Raw genomic sequence first — 2,314 nt, 5'->3', positions numbered from 1 at the left:
CCCCCCCCCCCCCCCCCCCCGCACGGACCCCGCCGACCGGCGGCGGAGCCGCCCCCGCTCGCCGGAATCGGCCACCCGGTACGGTCCCCGCCCCCGCCCCCGCCCGTTGGCCGTATCGGACCCTCCCCGGCCCAGCGCCAGCGTGGTGGCATGTGCATGCCCATCACCGTCCCCGAAACGGAGGCCCCCGCATGCCCCTGCCCCTCCCCAGAATGGCGCTCGCCGCCACCGTCACAGCGCTGACGGCCCTCGCCACCCCCGCCCAGGCGCAGGCCCCCGCCGCCCCCTCCCTTCCCCCGCCCGGCCGGGTCACCGTGGAGGTCGCCGGCGTCAACGGCTCCGGCTGCCCGCAGGGGACCGCCGACGTCGCCGCCGCCTCCGACAACACCGCCTTCACCGTCACCTACAGCAACTACCTCGCCCAGACCGGCGCCGGCTCCAGCGGCACGGACTTCCGCAAGAACTGCCAGCTCGCCCTGCGCATCCACGTCCCCCAGGGCTTCACGTACGCCATCGCCCGCGCCGACTACCGCGGCTTCGCCCACCTCCAGCGCGGCGCCTACGGCCAGGAGCGCGCGAACTACTACTTCCAGGGCAACGCCCAGACGGCCCGCACCACACACCAGTTCAACGGCCCCTTCAGCGACAACTGGCAGGCCGGCGACCAGACCGACTACGCCGACCTCGTCTGGGCCCCCTGCGGCGAGGAGCGCAACCTCAACGTCAACACCGAACTGCGGGTCTACGGCGGCACGTCCAGCCCCCAGAACCTCAGCTTCATGAGCATGGACTCGACCGACGGAAGCGTGAGCACCGTCTACCACTTCGAGTGGAAGGAGTGCCCCGCGGCCTGACGCGGGTCCCGCAGGAAGCGAAGCCACAGGAGTCAGGAGTGACAACGATGTCTCATTCCCTGTCCCGCACCCTGCTCACCGCCGGTGCGGCCGCCGCGCTCCTCGCGACGTCCGCCCCCGCCGGTGCGGCCGCCCCGGGCGCCGGCGGCCGTCCGCCGATCACCGTCCCGCCCGACAAGATCGTGATCGAGCTCGCCACCGTGAACGGCTCCGGCTGCCGCGAGGGCACCGCCCAGGTCGCCGTGGCCCCCGACAACACGGCCTTCACCGTCACCTACAGCGACTACCTCGCCCAGGTCGGCCCCGGCGCCCCGCCCACCGCCTTCCGCAAGAACTGCCAGCTCAACCTGCGCGTGCACGTGCCGTCCGGGTTCACCTACGCGATCGTCCAGGCCGACTACCGGGGCTTCGCCTTCCTCCAGCCCGGGGCGTCCGGCCAGGAGCGGGCGAGCTACTACTTCCAGGGGATGCCGCAGACGGCCCAGCGCACGCACGCGTTCACCGGCCCGCTCAACGACAACTGGCAGACCAGCGACAAGACGGAGTACGCGGACCTCGTCTGGTCGCCGTGCGGGGAGAAGCGCAACTTCAACATCAACACCGAGCTGCGGGTGAACGCCGGCACCTCGAACCCGCAGACGGCCACCAGCTTCATGGCCATGGACTCCACCGACGCCGGAGTCAGCACCCTCTACCACCTGGCCTGGCAGACGTGCCCCGCGCCGAAGAAGGCGTGACGGCCTGAACGGCAAAGGGTGCCGGGCCCGGCCCCCTGGCGAGGGGCCGGGCCCGGCACCCGTTCGATGCGCTATGACTACCCGCCGCGGCGGCACTTCGAACCGCCTGGGGAGCCCGGGATCCGCGGCTCCCGCCGGCGGGCCGGGTCAGGAGAGCTTGCCGCCGTAGTCCGGGAGCTTGACCGTGCGCTCGGCGTGGCCGCCTACCAGGTCGCTCTCGTTGTTCCCGATGTTGGCGATGATCGTGTAGCCGCGGGCCTCGATCTCGGCGCGCTTGGCCGTCTTGTACGCGCTGACCTCGCCGAACAGGGCGGGCAGGTCGCGCACGTACAGCCCGGTCACCGGGTAGCCGACCGCCTTGAGGTTCCGCTCGGTCAGGGAGTACACGATCCCCGGGCGGGCGGTGACGAAGAAGATCGCCACCCCGCGGTCGTTCGCGTACCGGGTCAGCGCGCGGACCTTCTCGATCGCCGGGATCGGGAACGTCCAGAACCAGTGGAAGTCCGTCTCCAGGGAGGAGTTGTCGATGTCCAGGACGATCGCGGGCTTCTCGCCGGCCGGGGAGGCCGCGATCCGCTGCTCGATGGCGGGGCGGGCGGCGTCGACGACGGCGGCCACGTCGCGCTGCCAGGTGGCGTAGTCGATCCCGAGGATCGCCGCGTTGCCGCCCGGTGCCGACGCCGTGGCCGCCGCGGGGGCCGGGGGGGGCGCCGCGGCCGGGGC

The 2,314-nt window shown here is 72.8% G+C and carries 3 protein-coding genes; 2 read left to right on the top strand and 1 reads right to left on the bottom strand.

What is annotated here, in order from left to right; genetic code table 11:
* Positions 1-191: 191 nt before the first annotated feature.
* Positions 192-854, top strand: coding sequence for a DUF4360 domain-containing protein (locus tag WDV06_RS36710; RefSeq protein WP_395514133.1), 663 nt, complete (start codon positions 192-194; stop codon positions 852-854).
* Between the two features lie 59 nt (positions 855-913).
* Positions 914-1,591: a DUF4360 domain-containing protein gene (locus WDV06_RS36705; protein ID WP_395514134.1), complete on the top strand. Its 678-nt coding sequence runs from the start codon at positions 914-916 to the stop codon at positions 1,589-1,591.
* 147 nt (positions 1,592-1,738) lie between these two features.
* Here the strand turns inward: WDV06_RS36705 and WDV06_RS36700 are convergent.
* Positions 1,739-2,314: HAD family acid phosphatase (locus WDV06_RS36700; protein ID WP_395514132.1), on the bottom strand; the 576-nt coding region annotated here is incomplete at its 5' end.

It is taken from the genome of Streptomyces racemochromogenes, from assembly GCF_044129415.1.
In the GTDB taxonomy this organism is placed as follows: domain Bacteria; phylum Actinomycetota; class Actinomycetes; order Streptomycetales; family Streptomycetaceae; genus Streptomyces; species Streptomyces racemochromogenes_A.
This window is presented reverse-complemented; position numbering and strand designations above follow the sequence as displayed.